Source organism: Pseudomonas tritici (assembly GCF_014268275.3).
Classification (GTDB): Bacteria; Pseudomonadota; Gammaproteobacteria; order Pseudomonadales; family Pseudomonadaceae; genus Aquipseudomonas; species Aquipseudomonas tritici.
This window is the reverse complement of the sequence record NZ_CP077084.1, coordinates 4,622,541-4,643,583: the sequence shown is the minus strand read 5'-3', so window position 1 is coordinate 4,643,583 and position 21,043 is coordinate 4,622,541. Positions and strand designations below refer to the sequence as shown.

The following is a 21,043-nucleotide window of genomic DNA, read 5'->3' as shown; positions in this document are numbered from 1 at the left end:
TCATAGCACGTAGCAGCTGTCGAGCCCCGGCGAGGCTGCGTTGGCGGCCTGTCTGACACACCGCTGACGCAGCCTCGCCGAGGCTCGACAGCTGCTACGCAGAGGACTTGCTCGCAGGCAAGCCAGGCGCCGCCGTTATCGAGGCGGCAGGGTCTTTTGGCGCAGGATGTAGATCGTCACCAGCACGGCACTGGTCAACATGAAGCCACGTGCCCACGGCAATGGCACCAGGTAGCAGGACACACTGATGCTCAACCACATCAAGCCGATGGCGTAGACCTTGCCTTTAAGAGGGATACCGTTGCCGTCCAGGTAGTCGCGGATCCACGGACCCAGGCGCGGGTGTTGCACCAGCCAATGGTAGAAGCGTGGGGAGCTTCGGGCGAAGCAAGCGGCGGCGAGAAGCAGGAAGGGCGTTGTCGGCAAGACCGGTAGGAAGATGCCGATCACCCCCAGCGCTACGCTCAACCAGCCGATGGCCAGCAGCACGTAGCGCAGGAGCAGCGAACGATTGCCCATGGGTGTCACGGGCAAGCGACTCAGTGGTGACGTGGCTTGAGGATCGCCGGTTTTTCGTCAGGGGCGTTGCACAGCAGGTACAGCGCGGTGAGGGCTTCCGGGATCTGTACGATCATGTCGTCCATCAGGTTGGCGTCGGCGGCGATATCGGCGAACTCCGGCTGGTCGTCGAACAGGCCCGACCCCACCATGATCGGCAGCAACATTTCGCTCACTTCTTCCTCGGCAGTTTCGAACCAGGCGGCTTCGCGCAGGAACACGCCTTCCATGAAACCGATGCACCAGCCGCGCAGGTCGGAGTCGTCCGGCTCTTCGCCCAGGTCCAGTTCGCATGGCAGCTCGAATTCTTCGTCCGACGCCAGTTGGCGACCGATGTGGGCCTTGAGGGCCAACAGGGTGGATTCGATTTCTTCGCGTTGCGCGTCGTCGGCGTAGTGCGGCTCTTCGGCGAACAGGGCGTCGATCCATTCACGGTCGGGTACGACCTCGGCGCAGATCGACAGGGCGGTCAGATAGCCGTGGGCGGCCACGTAGTCCAGCGCCTCGTCATGCAGCTCATCGGCGTCGAGGAAGGCTTGCAGGCGGGTTAGTTGCTCAGCGAAGGACATTGAAGGACTACCTTGGAAATAAACGATGCTGAATTCTAGGCTTTCTTGAGCGCCCAGGCCAGCCGCCATGCAGATTTGCCCGCTTTTAGAGACGGGCTGCAATTCGTCAGTGGCGCCCTTTGCCGGGTATCGCTCGGGTATACTGCCGCGTTTTGTGATGCCCTTGCAGGCCAAACCCAGCGCGCGAAAACTTCGCTTACGGATTATTTCCCGTGAGACCGGGTTTTTTCGACCAGCCTGTACAGAGGGATTTCCGCACTATTTTGGAGTTTTACATGCTCGAGCAGGCTCAACGCGTCCTCAAGGACATCTTCGGCTACGACAGTTTTCGTGGCCGCCAGGGTGCGATCATTGAGCGCGTGGCCAGTGGTGGTGACGCACTGGTCTTGATGCCTACCGGGGGCGGCAAGTCGTTGTGCTTCCAGGTGCCGGCGCTGTTGCGCAATGGCCTGGCGGTGGTGGTGTCGCCGCTGATCGCACTGATGGACGATCAGGTGGCAACCCTGGAAGAGCTCGGCGTCGCTGCGGCGGCCTTGAACTCTACCCTCAGTGCCGAGCAACAGCGCGACCTGGCGGCCCGTATCAAGCGCGGTGAAGTAAAAATGCTTTACCTGGCCCCTGAGCGCTTGGTGCAGCCGCGCATGCTGGCCTTTCTACAGAGCCTGGAAATCGCCCTGTTCGCCATCGACGAAGCCCACTGCGTATCGCAATGGGGCCACGATTTCCGTCGCGAATACCTGCAACTGGGGCAATTGGCTGAGTTGTTCCCCGACGTTCCGCGGATTGCCCTGACGGCCACCGCCGACAAGCGCACCCGCGAAGAAATCGTCGAGCGGCTGCACCTGCAGAACGCCGAGCGCTTTCTGTCGAGCTTTGACCGGCCGAATATTTTCTACCGCATTGTGCCCAAGGAGCAGCCACGCAAGCAGTTGCTCGCGTTCCTGTCCGAGCGGCGCAGCGACGCGGGCATCGTTTACTGCCTGTCGCGTAAAAAAGTTGATGAAGTCGCCGCGTTCCTCTGCGAGCAAGGTTATCCGGCCTTGCCTTATCACGCCGGCCTGCCCAACGAAACGCGCTCTGCTCACCAGAAGCGCTTCCTCAATGAGGAGGGGCTGATCATGGTAGCCACCATCGCGTTCGGCATGGGCATCGACAAATCCAACGTGCGCTTTGTCGCGCACATGGACCTGCCTAAATCCCTCGAGGCGTACTACCAGGAAACCGGTCGCGCCGGCCGTGATGGCCTGCCGGCGGATGCCTGGATGGTCTACGGCCTGCAAGACGTGGTGATGCTCAAGCAGATGCTGCAGAACTCCGAAGGCGACGAGCGTCACAAACGCCTGGAGCAGCACAAGCTCGACGCGATGCTCTCGCTGTGTGAAGAGACCCGTTGCCGTCGCCAGACCTTGCTGGCGTATTTTGACGAAGACATGCCTGAGCCTTGCGGCCATTGCGACAACTGCATTGATGGCGTGCAGACCTGGGACGCCACGGAGCCGGCGCGTCAGGCTCTGTCCGCTATTTATCGCACGGGCCAGCGTTATGGCGTCGGTCATTTGGTGGACGTGTTGCTGGGCAAGGACAACGAGAAAGTGCGCAGCTTCGGCCACGAGAAACTTTCGGTCTACGGCGTCGGCAAGGCCCGCGCCGAGGGCGAGTGGCGCTCACTGTTCCGGCAGATGGTTGCGCGGGGCTTGGTAGACATCGATATCGAGGGCTTTGGCGGCCTACGCCTGAACGACAGCTGCCGACCGTTGCTCAAGGGCGAAGTGAGCCTGGAGCTGCGCCGCGACCTCAAGCCGCAGACCACCGCCAAGAGCAGCACCAGCCAGGCCAGCCAGTTGGTGCGTGGCGAAGAGCGCGAGCAGTGGGAGGCCTTGCGCACCCTGCGCCGCAAACTGGCGCAGGAACACAGCGTGCCGCCGTACGTTATTTTTCCCGATTCCACCCTGCTGGAGATGTTGCGCGAGCAACCCACCAGCATGGCCGAGATGGCGCGCGTCAGTGGCGTGGGCGCACGCAAGCTGGAGCGCTACGGCCAGGCCTTCCTTGAAGTGCTCGACGGCCAGGCCGAAGCGCCGAAGGAAGTCGCCGATATCCGCCACGAACTGATCAGCCTGGCACGCGCCGGCATGACCCCGATCCAGATCGCCGGCCAACTGCAATGCTCGGAAAAGAACGTCTACACCTTGCTGGCGGAATCCATCGGCAAGCAGCAGTTGTCGTTGGAGCAGGCGCTTGATTTGCCAGAGGATCTGCTCGGCGAAATCCAGGATGCGTTTCTCGACGGAGAGGGCGAATTGCCACCTGTGGCGGAGATCGCGCCGCTGTTTACCGGCCGTGTTCCTGAGGGTGTTTTGTACTGCGTGCGGGCGGCTTTGCGGTCTGAATTCGAGATTTAGTGCGCCAATTACGACAATGTAATAGATCAGTACATAGCAACTCTTGCCTACTGGCAAAGCTCATGCTTAGCTGACTAATAATTAGCCACACTTTATTTTCAGTCTAAAACAAGAGTTTTTTATGCCGTTAACCGATCAACACCGATTTGGCATGCAACTGGCGCAGATGTCTCGTGGTTGGCGCGCCGAGCTGGACCGCCGTTTGGCGGGGCTTGGCTTGTCCCAAGCTCGCTGGCTGGTGCTGCTGCACCTTGCCCGTTTCGAAGAAGCGCCCACCCAGCGTGAGTTGGCGCAAAGCGTTGGCGTCGAAGGGCCGACACTGGCCCGGCTGCTGGACAGCCTTGAAGGCCAAGGCCTGGTGCAACGCCAGGCGGTGGTGGAAGACCGTCGTGCCAAGCGCATCCTGCTGTGTGATACCGCCCGGCCACTGATCGAGCAGATCGAGACGATCGCCACGGCGTTGCGTCATGAGTTGTTTGTGGGGGTGGATGAAGCCGATTTGAGTGTGTGCATGCGCGTGCACGGGCACATCCTGGCGAACCTGGAAAAGTCCTGATACGGCGGATTGATAATGGGGCTTGTTGTGGCGAAAGAGCTTGCTCCCGCTGGGCTGCGCAGCAACCCCATGGCAGACCCCGGTCTATCTGAAAAAACGAGTTAATCTTTTTAGGGCCGCTTCGCGCCCCAGCGGGAGCAAGCTCCCTCGCCACAACAAGCACACACATTCGTGCTGTGGCAGCCCTAGAACGTCTGCCCCAGGTTCAGATACACCGCCTTCTGATTGTCATCGTTGAACCCATAGCTGAAGTTCAGCGGCCCCAACGGTGTATCAAAGCCCAGGAAAATACTCGCCGCGTTGATATAGCCGCTGTCGAACTCATTGTCGTTGTTCCACGCCCGGCCGCGCTCCAGTGACGCCCCCAGGTACAACGGGAAATCCAGCGGCAGGTACGAGCGTGGCGTCAGCCGGCGGTAGTACACCGCCCGCATCAAGCTGATGTTCTGGCCCGAGATCGCATCCTGGCGGAAGCCCGACAACTGCCGCGCGCCCCCCAGCAGGAAGCTGGAAATCACCACATCCGAATCATCCAGCGTGCGCCCATAGCGCCCCCCCAGCACAAGTGTGTCCGGGCCGTGGCTCATGGCCTTGTCCAGCTTGAACTCCCATTGGCGGTAGCGCTGGTCTGAGCCCAGCCCCGGTTCGAATTCGCGGTAGGCCAGGCCGATGTCTTCGCCGGTGTGGGGGAAGTACACATTGTCCAGGGTGTCGAAGGAGTACTTCAGCTCATAGAAGCCCTCGCTGAAACTCACGCTGGGCAGGTCGCGGTCGCCGATGCGCACGTCCGCCTTGCCCCAGGCTTCACCGACGCCGAAGCGGATCTCGCCACTGTTGCCAATCTGGCGCCCTACGTTCAAGCCGAAACCGTAGCGTTCCAGGCGGTATTCGGAGATGGGGTCGTTGTCCAGGATCAGTTCGACGTTCTGCGCCTGGGCGCTGATATAAGGGGCGACAAAGTAACGCGAGCCAGTGTCCATCGGCTGGTAGAACTCGCTGTACAGCTCTTGTCGATCACCGATCTGCACCCGTGTCAGCCATTCGGCGCCGAGGCGGTTGATACCGTTCACGCGGTAGCTCGCGCCAAGGTTGAAGGCGCTATCGCCGCGCATGTCATCCGACAGGTTCAGGCCCAGGCGCAGGTAATCGGTGCCGCTGCGCTTGCCGCGCGCGCTGATCACCAAGGTGTTTTCCTTGCCTTTCTTGATGACGCGGTATTGCACTTGCTCGAAGTAATCCAGGCCATACAGGGTGCCCATGTCCGTTTGCAGGCGGCCCAGGTCCAGCGGCTCGCCCAGGTTCTGGCGGATGTAGTAGCGGATCACGTCATCGCTGACTTTCGAGTCGTTTTCCACGCTGATGGCGGTGATTGTCGGCGTGCGTTCTCCTGGGGTACGGGCCGCCATTAATTGCGGGTCGATTGGCTCGGCGGGGCGCAGATGGGCGAGGCGGGCATCGAGGGCGCGGGTAGCGCGGTAGCCGGCGTCGATCATGTCCTTGGCGCGGCCAAAGTCGGTCACGCCATAGGCAGCGAGCGGCGGCTGGATCAGCACGTCCTTGGGGTGCAGGTCCTTGAGTTGCTCTTCGGAGTTGCGCCGGGTCATCAGGGTGATGGATTGGTTAAGCACGTCCACCACCGTGGCCAGTTGCTTGCGCGAGCGCAGCGGGGTGCCGATGTCCACGACAATGGCGATATCCACGCCCATTTCCCGTGCCACATCCAGCGGGATGTTGTCGGTCATGCCGCCGTCCACCAGCAGTCTTCCGTCCAACTCCACTGGCGCGAACACGGCCGGGATCGACATGCTGGCGCGGATCACCTGGGGCAAGTGGCCCTTGCTGAACACCACCTTTTCGCCCGTGGTGATATCGGTGGCAACGGCTCTGAAGGGGATTGGCAGCTTGTCGAAGTTACGCGTGTTGCTGCTGTGGGCGAACATGCTTTCCAGCAGCAGTGCCAGGTTCTGGCCCTGGATCACGCCCAGTGGCAAGCCGAGGCTGCCGTCATCGCGGAAGCTGAGTTTCTGTTTGACCAGGAAATCCCGGTCATCCTGCTTGCGCCGGAACGGTACGTCTTCCCGAGGCGGTGCGTCAGACAGCGCCTGTTGCCAGTCGATACTCAGCGCCAGTTTTTCCAGCTCATCAATCTTATAGCCTGACGCGTACAACCCACCGATCACCGCGCCCATGCTGGTGCCGGCAATCGCATCGATCTGAATGCCTTGCTCCTCTAGCGCCTTGAGTACGCCGATATGCGCCAGCCCACGGGCGGCGCCACCGGACAGCACCAGGCCGATTTTCGGGCGTGGCGTTTCAACGGCATCGGCAACAAGGGGAAGCAAGCACAGAAACAGGCAGGACAGCAGGCGGCGCATCATGAATCTCAAGGCTGGACGATAAAGGCCGGTATTATAGCCACTCGATCCGCCAAGCCCGTTACGCCTGGAGCTTCTCAAATTATGTCTTCGATCAAACCCGAGATCGTTATCACCTATTGCACCCAGTGCCAGTGGCTACTGCGCGCCGCCTGGCTGGCGCAGGAATTGTTGAGCACGTTTGCCGATGACCTGGGCAAAGTGTCACTGGCGCCCGCCACCGGCGGCGCGTTTCGCATCACCTGCGATGGCGTGCAGATCTGGGAGCGTAAGGCCGACGGCGGCTTCCCTGAAGCCAAGGTGCTCAAGCAGCGCGTGCGCGACCAGATCGACCCGCAACGTGACCTGGGGCACAACGACCGCACGCAGTAAGTTTTAGAGATCAGGCCGTTGCCGCAGGCTGTTTGGCCTGGCTGGCGCCGCCCATCAAGCCCGACAACACGATCGCGACGATGATCAGCACACCGCCGAGCAGCATGCGCAGCGTCGGGGTTTCGGCAAATAGCAGCCAGGCTGCGGTGATGCCGTAGACCGGCTCCATGGCAAACACCACCGAAGCCGTGCGCGCCTTGATCACCGCGAGGCTGGCGACAAACAAGCTGTGGGCCAGGCCCGTGCAGAACACGCCGAGCAAGCCGATCCACAGCCAGTCAATCGCCCGCACGTCCGCCAGCCCAGGTGCTGCCACGGGCAACAGGCACGCTGCAACCACCACGTTCTGGCACAGCGCCGCCTGCACCGCAGGGATGCGCCCGGAACTGGCGCGATTGTTCAGTGACAGCAGGGAAAACAGCAGCCCCGAAGCGATCCCCCAGAGCAACCCGCCGGTGGCTTCGCTGGCGAGGTTGAAGTCCGGCGTGACCAGCACCAGGCCGATGCTGACCAGTACCACCAACAGCACTTCATTGGCGCGAATGCGCTCGCGGAAAATCAGTCCCTCAAGGATCACGGTAAAGGCCGGGAACGCGGTAAACCCCAGGGTCGCGACGGCCACGCCGGCCACCTTGACGGCAATAAAGAACGTTACCCAATGCGCGGCCAGCAATACGCCGCTGACCAGCAGCCGGCGCCAGTCGCGCAGCTCCAGCTTTTTCCAGGCAGTGTTGCTCGCGAACCGTGCAAATAGTGCCAGGGCAACCACGGCAAACACAGCGCGGCCAAAGACGATGATGGCGGGCGAGGCGGCCGCCAGTTTGCCGAATACACCGGTGAGGCCAAACATCAATGCGCCGATGTGCAGGGCGCCGAGGGCTGAGCGGGGAGTCATTGCGATCCTTGAATCAAGCGGGTGACAGAAGCGCAGTCTAGTGGGTCTGCCGTGTAGGCGTCTGTCGTCCGGCTCGCGATTTTTATCGCGGGACTCGTCCTACGTGTTGCGCCGCAATGCGCCCGGCGAGGCGCCAAACTCGCGCAGCATCGCGGCCGCAAATGCGCTTTGCGAGGTATAGCCCACGCGATCGGCGATTTCACCAATGGGTAACGGCGTTTTGCGCAGCAGGTCCAAGGCCATGTGCAGGCGCCGGCGGCGGATATAGTCCATTGGCGTCTGCCCGCATTCCGCCATGAACCGCGCGTGCAAGCGCGCCACCGACAGGTCTGCGATGCGCGCCAGGTCGGCTACCTGCAACGGGTGTGCAACGTGGCGCTCGATATGCGCATTGAATGCCTCGTACGGCAGGCGCCGGCCCGGCAGCGGTTGAGCCAGCGGGTGATTGAGGCTGGCCAACAACAGCACCGCGCCTTGCTGGACGATCAGCGGATCATCCACCGGGCTCTGCGCCAGCCATTGCACCAGTTGGCTTTGCCGCGAATCCAGGGCGAGTCGCGTGGGTTGATCAAGCAGGCGGCGACTGGCATCGGCATGTTCGCCCAACGATTGCAGCACCCAATGCTCGGTGGGCACATCCAGCACCAGGCAGCGGCTGCCATCGCGGCTGCCGCAGGCATGATGCGCGGAGAAGGGCAGCACCATCACGCTGCTTTCGCGCACCTGGCTGCCACGGCCGTCCACTTCGAAATCCAGGTGCCCGGACAGGCCGAACACCAATTGCGCATGGTCATGGCTGTGGGCGATGGGCGTGTCGAGGTAGTGGCGTAGCGTGAGAGTGGGGCTCATCGCGGTCTCCTAGGCTGCATGTTCCTGGATAGCCAAGCCAGTCTACAACGCTTCGTCGCCGGCCGGCGCTGTCATCAGACTGACGCACAGCTGTCATGGGCTATTAACCGCCAAGGCGCAAGCTCGCCAAAACAGCGTCGAGGGATGCCCATGACCAGTGCCGAGTTCGTCAAGCCCAGCCGTAAGCAACGGGTTCGTACCTTGTGGATTTCCGACGTGCACCTGGGCACCCGGGATTGCCAGGCCGAACATCTATCGCAGTTCCTCAAGGGCTACCACGCCGATAAGGTTTACCTGGTAGGCGACATCATCGACGGCTGGAAAATGCGCGGCGGCATGTATTGGCCCCAGGCCCACACCAACGTGATCCGCCGCTTGCTGACCATGGCCAAGCGCGGCACCGAGGTAATCTACGTCACCGGCAACCACGATGAATTCCTGCGCCGCTACTCCAAGCTGATCCTGGGCAATATCCAACTGGTGGATGAGGCGGTGCATGTGACTGCTGATGGCCGTCATCTGTTGGTGATCCATGGCGATCAGTTCGACGTGATCACCCGCTATCACCGTTGGTTGGCGTTTCTCGGCGACTCGGCCTATGAGTTCACTCTTACGCTGAACCGCTGGCTGAACCATTGGCGTGCACGGTATGGCTATGGCTATTGGTCGCTGTCGGCGTACCTCAAGCACAAGGTCAAGACGGCGGTGAGTTTCATCAGCGATTTCGAAGAAGCGATCGCCCACGAAGTGACCAAGCGCGGGTTGCATGGCGTGGTGTGCGGGCATATCCACCATGCGGAGATTCGTAAGGTGGGCGAGGTGGATTACCTCAACTGCGGGGATTGGGTGGAGTCGTGCACGGCGTTGATCGAGCACTGGGATGGGAGTATCGAGTTGTATCGGTTGGCGGATGCGCAGGCGAAAGAGGCACTGCTGAAGGCTGAACTGGTCACAAGTTAAAGGCTTCACACGGTCAAAAATGTGGGAGCTGGCTTGCCTGCGATAGCGGTGTGTCAGCCCCACATTTTTTGTTGATAGACCGCCATCGCAGGCAAGCCAGCTCCCACAGTTCTGATTCGGTTTCGTCAGTTGGAGACGTCGGCGATGGCTTGAGCCAGCAACGTCAACCGCGTCGCATCAATCCCCGCCACGTTAGCCCGCCCCGAACTCACCATGTACACGCTGTGCTTCTCCCGCAGTTGCTTGACCTGCTCGGCACTCAAGCCGGTATAGGAAAACATCCCGCGCTGCGCCCCAATATGGGCAAACCGCTCCGATAAACCGTGGGGCGCCAACGCCTCCACCAGCCCGGATCGCAGGTGGGCGATCCGCGAGCGCATGGCTTCGACTTCATTGCTCCATCGCTTTTTCAGCTCGGCATCGCCCAGAATCGTGGCCACCACGGCTGCGCCGTGATCCGGCGGCGTCGACCACAGATTGCGTGCCGTGTTAGCAAGCTGGCTGCGCACATCCGTCAACTTCTCGGCATCCGCCGCACACACGATCAACGCGCCCACACGGTCGCTGTACAGGCCAAAATTCTTCGAGCAGGAACTGGTGACCAACACTTCCGGCAGCTCGGCCGCAAATAGGCGCACGGCCCAGGCGTCCTGCTCCAGGCCATCGCCAAAGCCCTGATAGGCGAAGTCGATCAGCGGCAGCAACTGGCGCTCACGCACAATCTGCAGCACCTGGCGCCAATCATCCTGGGTCAAGTCGAAACCGGTCGGGTTGTGGCAGCAGGCATGCAACAGCACCACATCGCCCTCTGGCACGCTGGACAGGGTAGTGAGCATCGCCGCCACATCCAGGCGGTTGTCTGCACCCACGTATGGGTAATGGCTGACCTTAATCCCGGCCTTGGCGAAAATGGTTTCGTGGATCGGCCAGGTCGGGTTGCTCAGCCATACGCCACGGCCGGGCAGATTGTGCGCGATGAAGTCGGCGCTCAGGCGCAGGGCGCCGGTGCCGCCTGGGGTCTGGGTGGCGCCGGCGCGGCGTTCACGGATCAGCGCCGACTCTGCGCCGAGCACCAGTTCGCTGATCAGCGAGCCGAACGCAGCATTACCGTGGCCGCCGATGTAGGTCTTGGTGGTTTGCGTGTCCACCAGGCGCTGCTCGGCCAACTTCACCGAGTGTGGAATCGGCGTCAGTCCCTGGTCATCCTTGTAGACGCCCACGCCCAGGTCGAATTTGTTCGGGTTGGTGTCCTGGGCATACAGGTCCATCAGCCCGAGGATCGGGTCGCCGGGCACGCGGCCAATGGCATCGAAATGCATTACTTGCGGCCCTCGGCGTCCTTGGCCACTTCGTCCGTGCGTGCGGCCATGATGAAGTCGTTGCGGTGCAGGCCCTTGATGGAGTGGCTCCACCAGGTCACGGTGACTTTGCCCCACTCGGTGAGCAGGCCTGGGTGATGGCCTTCGGCTTCGGAGATTTCACCCATGGCGTTGGTGAAGGCCAGGGCAAATTTGAAGTTCTTGAACAGGAAAACCTTTTCCAGCTGCATCACGCCGTCGCGGACTTCGATGTTCCAGTCGGGGATCTGCTTGAGCAGCACCGGCAGTTCTTCATCGCTGACTTGCGGGGCATCGGCGCGGCAGGCTTCGCAGTGGGCTTGGTTCAAGGTGGTCATGGAGGTGTCCTGAATTCGAATGTTTGAAGGTCAGTAGCGTTACCCTAAAGCAACGCGGGGCCAGGGAACAGACTCACCTGGCCTTAAGATGTAGGGTTCAAGCAGCCTTGGGCTTCGGTGGAAATTTTGGGGCGTGCAGACCCAGCTGCATGCCACGCTCGACCATGCCCATGATGTCTTCCTGCGCGACTTCGAACAGGCGCTTGAGGTTTGGCAGCACGAAGTACAGCGGTTGCAGGATATCGATGCGATACGGCGTGCGCATGGCCTCCAGCGGATCGAAGGCTTGGTGTTCAGGCTCGGAAGACAGGCTGTACACCGTTTCCTTGGGCGACGACAGAATACCGCCACCGTAGATGCGCCGACCTTCGGGTGTATCCACCAGGCCAAACTCGATGGTCATCCAGTACAAGCGCGCCAGGTACACCCGTTGCTCCTTGGTGGCCGCCAGGCCGAGCTTACCGTAGGTATGGGTGAATTCGGCAAACCAGGGGTTGGTCAGCAGCGGGCAATGGCCAAAGATCTCGTGGAAAATGTCCGGCTCTTGCAGGTAATCCAGTTCTTCGCGGGTGCGAATAAAGGTCGCCACCGGAAACTGCTTGTTGGCGAGCAATTCGAAGAACGTCTGGAAGGGAATCAGCGCCGGCACGCGGGCGACTTGCCAGCCGGTGGTTTCGGCCAGCACCTTGTTTATCTCGCCCAATTGCGGGATTCGGTCCAGGGGCAGGCCGAGCTTGTCGATGCCGTCCAGGTATTCCTGGCAGGCGCGCCCTTCAATCACTTTCAATTGACGAGTGATCAGGGTGTTCCACACCGCGTGTTCTTCTGGCGGGTAATGGATAAAACCTTGCGCATCGGGCTCGCGGGCCACGTACTGCGTCTGCTTCATACGGCTCTCCTGCTAAGCATTCGTTCTTGTTATGTCCTGCGTTGAGCCTATTGATAACCCGCGCGCGCCGGGATTCCATCTGTTTAAAACGCCTCTGAGTAGGAAAGTTTACCGTTTTTCGTAAAGTATTCGTTACGGATGTCGAGTTTGCTGCTGTGTTGGGCTGGGAAAACCCCCAAAGCTGTCACATAATCTTGACGACTATCTGCGCCCAGCGACAAAAAGACGCGGCGCTTACCCAACTTTCGGGCCTTTTCATGCGTATCAAAGTGCACTGCCAGAACCGCATCGGCATCCTGCGGGACATCCTCAACCTGTTGGTGGAGTACGGTGTCAACGTCGCCAAGGGCGAGGTCGGCGGTGAGCATGGCAATGCCATTTACCTGTACTGCCCGAACCTGGTGAACATGCAGTTCCAGGCGCTGCGCCCGCAGTTCGAGGCGATTGCCGGCGTGTTTGGGGTGAAAAGGGTAGGGCTGATGCCCAGCGAGCGCCGGCACATGGAACTCAATGCGCTGCTCGGCGCCCTGGAGTTTCCGGTGCTGTCGATCGACATGGGCGGTTCCATCGTCGCCGCCAACCGTGCGGCGGCCCAGTTGCTCGGGGTGCGGGTGGATGAAGTGCCGGGGATTCCGCTGTCACGGTATGCCGAGGACTTCGACTTACCGGAGCTGGTGCGTGCGAGCAAATCGCGGATCAACGGCCTGCGGGTCAAGGTCAAGGGTGACGTGTTCCTGGCGGACATCGCGCCACTGCAATCGTCCGAACATGATGACAGCGAGGCCATGGCCGGCGCCGTGCTGACGTTGCACCGCGCCGACCGCGTCGGTGAACGCATCTACAACGTGCGCAAGCAGGAGCTGCGCGGCTTTGACAGCATCTTCCAGAGTTCCAAGGTCATGGCCGCCGTGGTTCGCGAAGCGCGACGCATGGCGCCGCTGGATGCGCCTCTATTAATAGAAGGCGAAACCGGCACTGGCAAAGAACTGCTGGCCCGTGCCTGTCACCTGGCCAGCCCGCGTGGTCAATCGCCGTTGATGGCGCTTAACTGCGCCGGCCTGCCGGAGTCCATGGCCGAGACCGAGCTGTTCGGCTACGGCCCCGGCGCGTTCGAAGGCGCACGCGCCGAAGGCAAGCTGGGGCTGCTGGAGCTGACGGCGGGCGGTACGCTGTTTCTCGACGGCGTGGGGGAAATGAGCGCGCGCTTGCAGGTGAAGTTGCTGCGCTTTTTGCAGGACGGTTGCTTCCGCCGCGTAGGCAGCGATGAAGAGGTGTACCTGGATGTGCGGGTGATCTGTGCTACCCAAGTGGACTTGTCTGAACTGTGCGCCCGTGGCGAATTCCGGCAGGACCTTTATCACCGCCTCAACGTGCTGTCCCTGCACATCCCGCCGCTGCGCGAATGCCTCGATGGGCTGGCGCCCTTGGTGGATCACTTCCTTGACCAGGCGAGCCGGCAGATCGGCTGCCCATTGCCCAAGTTGGCGCCCGCCGCGATGGATCGCCTGAGCCACTACCACTGGCCAGGCAACGTACGGCAATTGGAAAACGTGCTGTTCCAGGCGGTGTCGTTGTGCGAGGGCGGGATGGTCAAGGCGGAGCATATTCGGTTGCCGGATTACGGGGTGCGTCAGCCGCTTGGCGATTTTTCCCTGGAGGGCGGCTTGGAAGACATCGTCGGGCGGTTTGAGAAGGCGGTATTGGAAAGTTTGTACGCCGAGCACCCGAGCAGTCGGCAGTTGGGCAAGCGGTTGGGGGTATCGCACACCACCATCGCCAATAAGTTGCGCGATTACGAAGTGATCAAGGCGGACAAATAACCCACTGGCTAAACAGGGTCAAACTGTAGGAGCTGGCTTGCCTGCGATAGCGGAGCGTCAGCTCCCGCAGGCTTCACTGACTGATCGCTATCGCAGGCAAGCCAGCTCCCACCTTTGATCTTTGTCGCTTTCAAGACCGCCACTTGCCGCAGGCGGCAGTAGTCCGCCGTTTTTTCGACTCTCTCCCAGCCTTGAAAACTTGAGGCCTGCCGCCAAACCCCCGCCCCGCCTGCACTTGAGCCTCTTTTCAAAAGTTGGTTCGCAAATTGCTTAAGCCTCATCAGTACAGCGGTGGGCGGCAAGCGTCCGTCAGAAAGAGGAAAGAGCGTGGACAAGTACCTTTATGTGGCAATGACCGGCGCCAGCCAGAATGCTCTGGCGCAGAAGGCCCATGCCAACAACCTGGCGAACATTTCCACCAATGGTTTCCAGCGTGACCTGGAGCAGGCGCGTTCGATGCCGGTGTTCGGTGACAGCTTTCCGGCGCGGGCGTTTGCCTTGACCGAGCGCCCAGGCACCGACTTCTCCCCTGGCGCGATGATTGAGACCGGCCGAGACCTGGACGTTGCCGTCAGCGGCGATGGCTGGATGGCCGTGCAAACCCCGGATGGCGGCGAAGCCTACGTGCGCAGTGCCAGCATGAACGTCGATGCACTGGGCGTGCTGCGGGCCGGCAACGGCATGCCGATCATGGGCAACGGTGGCCCGATTGCCGTGCCACCCCAGCAGAAAATCGAAGTGGGTGCCGACGGCACCATCAGCATCCGCGCCATGGGTGAAGGCCCGCGTGTGATGGCTGAAGTGGACCGCATCAAGCTGGTCCAGCCGGACCTGAAGAACATGAGCAAAGGCCTGGACGGCACCATCCACACCAAGGATGGCCAGCCGGCTCAAGCCGACGCGAGGGTCACGCTGACCTCGGGCTTCCTGCAGGCGAGCAACGTCAATGCCGTAGAAGAAATGACAGCGGTGTTGGCGCTTTCCAAGCAGTTCGAGCTGCACATCAAGATGATGAACAGCGCTAAAGAAGACGATCAGGCCATGACTCGCGTCATGCAGATGAGCTGATAGCCCCTAATTAATTTGCAACGCAGCGCCAACAAACAGGCGCACGAAGGAGAACAGCATGCTTCCGGCTCTATGGGTTGCCAAAACAGGTCTGTCCGCCCAGGACACCAACCTGACCACCATTTCCAACAACTTGGCCAACGTGTCGACCACGGGTTTCAAACGTGACCGTGCCGAGTTCCAGGACTTGCTCTATCAGATCAAGAAGCAGCCAGGCGCCCAATCGACCCAGGACAGCGAACTGCCGTCGGGCCTGCAACTGGGTACCGGTGTGCAGATCGTCGGCACCCAGAAGAACTTCAGCGCCGGCAACCTGCAGCAGACCGGCCAGCCGCTGGACATGGCCATCAACGGCCGTGGTTTCTTCCAGATCCTGCAACCGGACGGCACCACTTCCTACACCCGAGACGGTACTTTCCACCTGGATTCCAACGGCCAGATTGTGACGGCCAACGGTTTCTCTCTGGAGCCAGCCGTTGTCGTACCGGCTGATGCCAAGACGTTCACTGTCGGCAACGACGGCACCGTGTCCATCACCGTCGCCGGTAACCCGGCTTCGCAAGTGATCGGCAACCTGCAAACCGCCGACTTCATCAACCCGGCCGGCCTGCAGGCCATGGGTAACAACCTGTTCCTGGAAACCGCCGCCAGCGGCGCGCCGCAAATCGGCACCCCTGGCCTGAACGGTTTCGGCACCACGCTGCAAAGCACCCTGGAAACGTCCAACGTGAGCACGGTTGAGGAGATGGTCAACATGATCACCACCCAGCGCGCCTACGAGATGAACTCCAAGGTGATCTCCACCGCCGACCAGATGCTTTCGTTCGTAACGCAGAATCTGTAATCAAGTCTATGGGGCGTTCTTGAGAGCGCCTGCAACACCGTGAGGTAAGGGTCATGAATCGCTATGTTTCTGTTCTGGCATTGAGTGGGATTGCCGTGCTCGCGGGCTGTGTCGCCCCGACGCCAAAACCCAATGACCCGTACTACGCGCCGGTGTTGCCACGCACGCCGTTGCCGGCGGCTGCCAACAATGGCTCGATTTATCAGGCTGGCTTCGAACAGAACCTGTACAGCGACCGCAAGGCATTCCGGGTCGGTGACATCATCACCATCACCCTGAACGAGCGCACCCAGGCCAGCAAGAACGCCAACTCTCAAGTCGGCAAGACCAGTAAGGCTGGCATCGGCCTGACGTCGTTGTTCGGCGCCGTGCCCAACGTCAACAACCCATTGGGTGATGGCGACCTGAGCCTCAGCGCCGGCTACAGCGGCGACCGTGCCACCAACGGCAAGAGCGCGGCGGGGCAGGGCAATAGCCTGACCGGTTCGATCACCGTGACTGTGGCCGATGTACTGCCCAACGGCATCATCGCCGTACGCGGTGAAAAGTGGATGACCCTCAACACCGGCGACGAGCTGGTGCGCATTGCCGGCATGGTCCGTGCCGATGATATCTCCACCGACAACACCGTGCCGTCCACGCGGATTGCCGATGCACGCATCACGTATTCCGGCACGGGCGCCTTTGCCGATGCGAGCCAGCCGGGCTGGTTCGACCGTTTCTTCCTTAGCCCGCTGTTCCCTTTCTAGGTGGCCACTTTGAACTTCAAACAGCTGATGGCGGCCGCGCTCCTGCTTTGCTTAAGCGCTGTCGCCCAGGCCGAACGCCTGAAGGACATCGCGAGCATTTCCGGTGTGCGTTCCAACCAGTTGATCGGCTACGGCCTGGTGGTGGGGCTCAGTGGTACGGGTGACCAGACCACCCAGACCCCGTTCACCCTGCAGACCTTCAACAACATGCTCTCGCAGTTCGGCATCAAGGTGCCGGCGGGTTCGGGCAACGTACAACTGAAAAACGTCGCGGCGGTGTCGATCAGTGCGGACTTGCCGGCGTTCTCCAAGCCGGGCCAGGTGGTGGACATTACGGTGTCGTCCATCGGTAACTCGAAAAGCCTGCGCGGCGGCACCTTGCTGATGACGCCTTTGAAAGGTATCGACGGCAACGTCTACGCCATCGCCCAGGGCAACCTGGTGGTGGGCGGGTTTGATGCTGAAGGTCGCGACGGTTCGAAGATTACCGTCAACGTGCCATCGGCCGGTCGTATTCCGGGCGGCGCCACGGTTGAACGCACCGTGCCGAGCGGTTTCAACCAGGGCAACAGCCTGACCCTGAACCTCAACCGCTCCGACTTCACCACCGCCAAGCGCGTGGTCGACAAGATCAACGACATGCTCGGCCCTGGCGTCGCCCAGGCCATCGACGGCGGCTCGATCCGCGTCACCGCGCCGCTGGACCCAAGCCAACGCGTGGATTACCTGTCGATCCTGGAAAACCTCGAAGTGGACCCAGGGCAGGCGGTGGCCAAAGTCATCATCAACTCGCGGACCGGTACCATCGTGATCGGCCAGAACGTCAAGGTGTCTCCGGCAGCGGTGACCCACGGCAGCCTGACCGTGACCATCACCGAAGACCCTATCGTCAGCCAGCCTGGGCCTTTGTCCAACGGCCAGACGGCGGTGGTGCCACGCTCACGCGTCAACGCCCAGCAAGAAGCCAAGCCGATGTTCAAGTTCGGCCCCGGCACCACCCTGGATGAGATTGTCCGTGCGGTGAACCAGGTGGGCGCGGCGCCGGGCGACTTGATGGCGATCCTTGAAGCACTGAAACAGGCCGGCGCCCTGCAAGCCGACCTGATCGTGATCTGAGGCCATGGTCATGGACATGCGCAAGAGCGGTATCAGCAGCACGGCGGACTCGGGGTCTTACTCCGACTTGAACCGGCTTAACCAGCTCAAGGTCGGCGACGACAAGAACAGCGAAGGCAACATGCGCAAGGTCGCGCAGGAGTTCGAGTCGCTGTTTTTGAGCGAGATGCTCAAGTCCATGCGTTCGGCCACCGAGGCGTTGGGTAAGGACAACCCGCTGAACACGCCGGCCGCCAAGCAATACCAGGAAATGTACGACCAGCAACTGGCGGTCTCGATGTCCCGCGAAGGCGGGGGTATCGGCCTGGCCGATGTGCTGATGCGCCAGATGCAGAAGAACAAACCGGTGGAGGCCCAGGCCGCCACCCTGCAGGGCCCGGCGGCGGCTGAGGCTGCCAAGAAGGTCAACGTGCCGACGGAAATTGCCGCCGGCACCCAGGCCGAAGGTCCGTTGGGCCGCTCAAATGGCCAGCGCCCGCTGTGGGCTTATCGCGTGGCTGAGCCACAGGCTGGCGCCGCTGCGTCCCACAGCAATGACATGGAATTGATGAACCAGCGCCGTATTTCCTTGCCGAGCAAGCTGACCGATCGCCTGCTCGCCGGCATCGTGCCGAGCACCGATGCAACGACCGTCGCCAAGTCCGCGCCACTGCGTAACAGCGCGGCCGATGACAACGTGGTCAACAGCACGGCGCGCACTTTCGCGGTACCCGGCGACCGCATGCAGGTCTACGGTCGTGCCGTGGCCCAGCCACCGTTGGCGCCGGCGAAGAAGGCTTTCAGTTCGCAGGATGAATTTGTCGCGACCATGTTGCCGATGGCCAAGGCCGCCGCCGCGCGCATTGGCGTCGATCCGAAGTACCTGGTGGCCCAGGCCGCCCTGGAAACCGGTTGGGGTAAATCGGTGATGCGCGCCGAAGATGGCAGCAGCAGCCATAACCTGTTCGGCATCAAGGCTGGCCAGAGTTGGCAGGGCGGCCAGGCGCGTGCGATCACCAGTGAGTTCCGTGATGGGGCAATGGTCAAGGAAACGGCGCAGTTCCGTTCCTACAACTCTTACCAGGACAGCTTCCATGACCTGGTGACATTGCTGCAAAGCAATGATCGCTATAAAGAAGTTGTGAAGTCGGCCGACAACCCGGAACAGTTTGTACGCGAGTTGCAAAAAGCCGGTTACGCAACTGACCCGGCCTACGCCAGCAAGATTTCGCAGATCGCCAAAACGATGGACAGTTACCAGAACTACGCTGCCGCTGGCGCAACCACACATTTATAAGGTCTGAACCATGAGTTTGCTCAATATCGGGATGTCGGGGCTTAACGCTGCTCAAGGATCGTTGTCGGTCTTGAGTAACAACATTGCCAACGCCAACACGGCGGGCTATTCGCGTCAGCAGACTACCCAGAGCGCGAATGCGTCGAACCAGTATGGCGGCGTATTCATCGGCAGCGGCACGACCCTGGCCGACGTGCGCCGGGTGTACAACGAATACCTGGACACGGCGTACCAGAACAGCACCTCGCTCAACAGCGATGCCAAGGCTTACCTGGATCAAGTGAGCGCCGTGGACAAGACGTTGTCGGATAAGACGACGGGCATGTCGTCCGTACTCAGCTCGTTCTTTGCCGCTGTTCAGACCGCCTCGGCCAACCCGAGCGATACCTCGGCTCGCCAAATACTGCTGACGAGCGCCCAGACATTGAGCAACCGCTTCAACTCGATCTCCAGCCAGTTGAGCCAGCAGAAAGAAACCATTAACAGCCAGCTGACCTCCCTGACCGATCAGGTCAACCAGCTGACTTCGTCGATTGCTTCGCTCAACAAGCAGATCACCCAGGTGCAGGGGTCTTCGAACACCACCCCGGCCAACCTGCTGGACGCGCGCGCCGAAGCCGTACGTTCGCTCAATGAGTTGATCGGCGTGAACGCCAGCGAGAAGAACGGTGTGTTCAGCGTCAGCACCGGTACTGGCCAGTCCCTGGTGCTGGGCGATCGGTCCAACACCCTTTCCGCCGTACCGAGCAAGAGCGACACCAGCCAGTACACGATTCAGATGAATGCGTCTGGCGGGACGGCGATGGACCTGGGCAATGTGATCAGTGGTGGCAGCATCGGCGGCTTGCTGCGCTATCGCAGCGATGTGTTGATGCCGGCCATCAATGACCTGGGTCGCATTGCTATCGTCACTGCCGATACGATCAACAGCCAGCTGGGCCAGGGCATCGACCTGAACGGCGAATTCGGCTCGTCGATGTTCAAGGACATCAACAGCGCTGCGTCTGTCGCGCTGCGTAGCCTTTCCGCTCAAGGCAATCAGGGCGTTGGTAGCCTGGGTGTTACGATCAAGGACACCAGCAAGCTGACCAACTTCGATTACAAGGTCACCTTCAGCGACCCTGCCGATCTCAACAAAATCACCGTCGAGCGCTCTGATGGCAAAGCCATGGGCACGTTTGATATCACGGCCACACCGCCCTCGGTGATCGATGGTTTTACCCTGGAACTCAAGAACGGACCGATGCAGGCGGGTGACAGCTTTAAAGTCAGCCCGACCGCCAGTGGCGCCCAGGATATCGGTACTGTCCTCAACGACCCGAGCAAGATTGCGTTTGCCGCGCCGCTGAAAGGGGAGGCCAGCAAAACCAACCAGGGCACCGGTAGCTTCACACCGCCGACCCTGACCCTGCCCTTGGACATCCAGGGTGGCGCCACTACCGCGCAACTGCGCGTTGGCATTGAAAATTCGATGCCGGTGAAGATGGTGTTCGGCAAGCCGGCGGCTGATGGCACTCAGAGCTATACCCTTAACGACGCCAAGGGCGATCCTATCGGTTCGGGGACCATCATTCCGGGGCAGGCCAATAAAATCACCGTCAACGTGCCGATGCGTGATGCCAGCGGTGCCCTGGTTGTGCCGGCCAAGAGTTTTGGCTTTGACACCACGGTTGCGGGCTCGCCAACCGATGGGGACAGCACCACCTTTTCGTTTAACGCCACGGGCGTATCCGACAACCGCAATGCCCAGCAACTGCTGAATCTGCAAACCAAGGCCACCGTGGGCGTGGCGACAGATGGCACCGGCGGCACCAGCCTGGTCGGGGCCAACAGTAAGTTGGTGTCCACCGTTGGCGCCAAGGCCGCTGCGGCCAGCACTGACACTAGCGCCACCAATGCGTTGTTGACGGCTAACAAGAATGCGCGCAACTCCGTGTCCCAGGTCAACCTGGACGAAGAGGCGGGCGACATGATCAAGTTCCAGCAGTACTACACAGCGTCGTCGCAGATCATCAAGGCTGCGCAAGAAACCTTCAGCACGCTGATTAATAGTCTTTAAGGGAGTCTGGG

General features: G+C 61.1%; 19 protein-coding genes. 11 read left to right on the top strand and 8 right to left on the bottom strand.

Annotation, left to right across the window (positions count from 1 at the left end; all coding sequences use genetic code 11):
- Nucleotides 1-135: 135 nt before the first annotated feature.
- Both HU722_RS21020 and HU722_RS21015 read right to left on the bottom strand, forming a co-directional pair.
- Complete coding sequence (locus HU722_RS21020; RefSeq protein WP_065873769.1) at nt 136-519, bottom strand: YbaN family protein; 384 nt, start codon at nt 517-519, stop codon at nt 136-138.
- A gap of 20 nt (nt 520-539) precedes the next feature.
- The gene (locus tag HU722_RS21015; protein WP_049712128.1) at nt 540-1,127 is read right to left on the bottom strand and encodes a UPF0149 family protein; all 588 of its coding nucleotides are present in this window, start codon (nt 1,125-1,127) and stop codon (nt 540-542) included.
- 275 nt (nt 1,128-1,402) lie between these two features.
- On the opposite strand from HU722_RS21015, the gene recQ reads away from it, so the two are divergent.
- On the top strand, nt 1,403-3,529 hold the full coding sequence (recQ, locus tag HU722_RS21010; protein WP_065891087.1) for a DNA helicase RecQ: 2,127 nt from the start codon (nt 1,403-1,405) through the stop codon (nt 3,527-3,529).
- A 121-nt stretch (nt 3,530-3,650) separates the two neighbouring features.
- Nucleotides 3,651-4,085: a MarR family transcriptional regulator gene (locus HU722_RS21005; protein WP_028617350.1), complete on the top strand. Its 435-nt coding sequence runs from the start codon at nt 3,651-3,653 to the stop codon at nt 4,083-4,085.
- Nucleotides 4,086-4,270: 185 nt separating this feature from the next.
- Here the strand turns inward: HU722_RS21005 and HU722_RS21000 are convergent, their stop codons facing one another.
- Entirely contained in the window at nt 4,271-6,460 is a 2,190-nt protein-coding gene (locus tag HU722_RS21000; protein ID WP_065873767.1) for a patatin-like phospholipase family protein, read from the bottom strand.
- An 84-nt stretch (nt 6,461-6,544) separates the two neighbouring features.
- Here HU722_RS21000 and HU722_RS20995 point away from each other — a divergent pair, with 84 nt between their 5' ends.
- Complete coding sequence (locus HU722_RS20995) at nt 6,545-6,832, top strand: Rdx family protein (protein WP_065873766.1); 288 nt, start codon at nt 6,545-6,547, stop codon at nt 6,830-6,832.
- 10 nt (nt 6,833-6,842) lie between these two features.
- Here HU722_RS20995 and HU722_RS20990 read toward each other — a convergent pair whose 3' ends face one another.
- Together HU722_RS20990 and HU722_RS20985 are read right to left on the bottom strand one after the other, a co-directional pair.
- Nucleotides 6,843-7,727 (bottom strand): DMT family transporter, encoded by an 885-nt coding sequence (locus tag HU722_RS20990; RefSeq protein ID WP_065881170.1) that lies wholly within the window; start codon nt 7,725-7,727, stop codon nt 6,843-6,845.
- Between the two features lie 99 nt (nt 7,728-7,826).
- A complete protein-coding gene (locus tag HU722_RS20985; RefSeq protein WP_065873764.1) occupies nt 7,827-8,576 on the bottom strand; it encodes an AraC family transcriptional regulator in 750 nt (249 codons plus the stop codon).
- Nucleotides 8,577-8,726: 150 nt separating this feature from the next.
- On the opposite strand from HU722_RS20985, the gene HU722_RS20980 reads away from it, so the two are divergent.
- Entirely contained in the window at nt 8,727-9,536 is an 810-nt protein-coding gene (locus HU722_RS20980; RefSeq protein ID WP_049712134.1) for a UDP-2,3-diacylglucosamine diphosphatase, read from the top strand.
- Between the two features lie 125 nt (nt 9,537-9,661).
- Here the strand turns inward: HU722_RS20980 and HU722_RS20975 are convergent, their stop codons facing one another.
- From HU722_RS20975 to phhA, 3 genes are all read right to left on the bottom strand, one after another.
- The gene (locus HU722_RS20975; protein WP_065873763.1) at nt 9,662-10,855 is read right to left on the bottom strand and encodes an amino acid aminotransferase; all 1,194 of its coding nucleotides are present in this window, start codon (nt 10,853-10,855) and stop codon (nt 9,662-9,664) included.
- Nucleotides 10,855-11,211 (bottom strand): 4a-hydroxytetrahydrobiopterin dehydratase, encoded by a 357-nt coding sequence (locus HU722_RS20970; RefSeq protein WP_010208721.1) that lies wholly within the window; start codon nt 11,209-11,211, stop codon nt 10,855-10,857. Before HU722_RS20970 ends, HU722_RS20975 begins: the two co-directional genes overlap by 1 nt.
- Before the next feature lie 97 nt (nt 11,212-11,308).
- A complete protein-coding gene (phhA, locus tag HU722_RS20965) occupies nt 11,309-12,100 on the bottom strand; it encodes a phenylalanine 4-monooxygenase (protein ID WP_065881168.1) in 792 nt (263 codons plus the stop codon).
- A gap of 257 nt (nt 12,101-12,357) precedes the next feature.
- Between phhA and HU722_RS20960 the strand changes: the two genes are divergently transcribed.
- The 7 genes from HU722_RS20960 (at nt 12,358) to flgK (ending at nt 21,032) form a co-directional block, all read left to right on the top strand.
- Nucleotides 12,358-13,920 (top strand): sigma-54-dependent transcriptional regulator, encoded by a 1,563-nt coding sequence (locus HU722_RS20960; RefSeq protein ID WP_065881166.1) that lies wholly within the window; start codon nt 12,358-12,360, stop codon nt 13,918-13,920.
- A 327-nt stretch (nt 13,921-14,247) separates the two neighbouring features.
- Nucleotides 14,248-14,988 (top strand): flagellar basal body rod protein FlgF, encoded by a 741-nt coding sequence (locus HU722_RS20955; RefSeq protein WP_065873760.1) that lies wholly within the window; start codon nt 14,248-14,250, stop codon nt 14,986-14,988.
- Between the two features lie 58 nt (nt 14,989-15,046).
- Nucleotides 15,047-15,832 carry a flagellar basal-body rod protein FlgG gene (flgG, locus tag HU722_RS20950; RefSeq protein ID WP_065873759.1) on the top strand — a complete coding sequence of 262 codons (786 nt, stop codon included), beginning with the start codon at nt 15,047-15,049 and terminating at the stop codon, nt 15,830-15,832.
- A 53-nt stretch (nt 15,833-15,885) separates the two neighbouring features.
- On the top strand, nt 15,886-16,581 hold the full coding sequence (gene flgH / locus HU722_RS20945; protein WP_010208725.1) for a flagellar basal body L-ring protein FlgH: 696 nt from the start codon (nt 15,886-15,888) through the stop codon (nt 16,579-16,581).
- A 27-nt stretch (nt 16,582-16,608) separates the two neighbouring features.
- Nucleotides 16,609-17,697 carry a flagellar basal body P-ring protein FlgI gene (locus HU722_RS20940; RefSeq protein WP_175402991.1) on the top strand — a complete coding sequence of 363 codons (1,089 nt, stop codon included), beginning with the start codon at nt 16,609-16,611 and terminating at the stop codon, nt 17,695-17,697.
- Nucleotides 17,698-17,701: 4 nt separating this feature from the next.
- The gene (flgJ, locus tag HU722_RS20935; protein WP_065891086.1) at nt 17,702-18,973 is read left to right on the top strand and encodes a flagellar assembly peptidoglycan hydrolase FlgJ; all 1,272 of its coding nucleotides are present in this window, start codon (nt 17,702-17,704) and stop codon (nt 18,971-18,973) included.
- 10 nt (nt 18,974-18,983) lie between these two features.
- Nucleotides 18,984-21,032 (top strand): flagellar hook-associated protein FlgK, encoded by a 2,049-nt coding sequence (gene flgK, locus HU722_RS20930; RefSeq protein ID WP_065881163.1) that lies wholly within the window; start codon nt 18,984-18,986, stop codon nt 21,030-21,032.
- Nucleotides 21,033-21,043: the final 11 nt, after the last annotated feature.